We start from the raw sequence: 269 nt of genomic DNA, 5'->3' as shown, positions 1-269 counted from the left end.
CCAGTGGTTCGCTCATGACGTCGCCTACTGCCCGGATCATGTAAAAGGCGAGCAGCGCAGCAATCGATAATCCTGTCGTGGCCCGCGCGTTCTGGGTCAATTGCGCGAGCACCGCTGTGAATGCCGCAAAAAAGAAGCCAGTGGCACCCAGCGCCACACCATATAACAAAGAGCCATAGAGATCCACACTCTCGACTCCAAGGGCTGCCATCGAAATGCCAGTCACTAATGCCAGTAAACTATTGACGCCCGCCAGCACCCCTAAAATC

Annotated in this window: 1 protein-coding gene; it reads right to left on the bottom strand. The window is 55.4% G+C overall.

The window, feature by feature from the left end; translation table 11 throughout:
- Positions 1-269: hypothetical protein (locus R0J87_RS20785; RefSeq protein ID WP_498888629.1), on the bottom strand; the 269-nt coding region annotated here is incomplete at both ends.

It is taken from the genome of Halomonas sp. SIMBA_159 (genome assembly GCF_046536035.1).
GTDB lineage: Bacteria > Pseudomonadota > Gammaproteobacteria > Pseudomonadales > Halomonadaceae > Vreelandella > Vreelandella venusta_A.
Note: the sequence above shows the minus strand (reverse complement) of the source record. Positions and strands in the feature narration are given on the sequence as shown.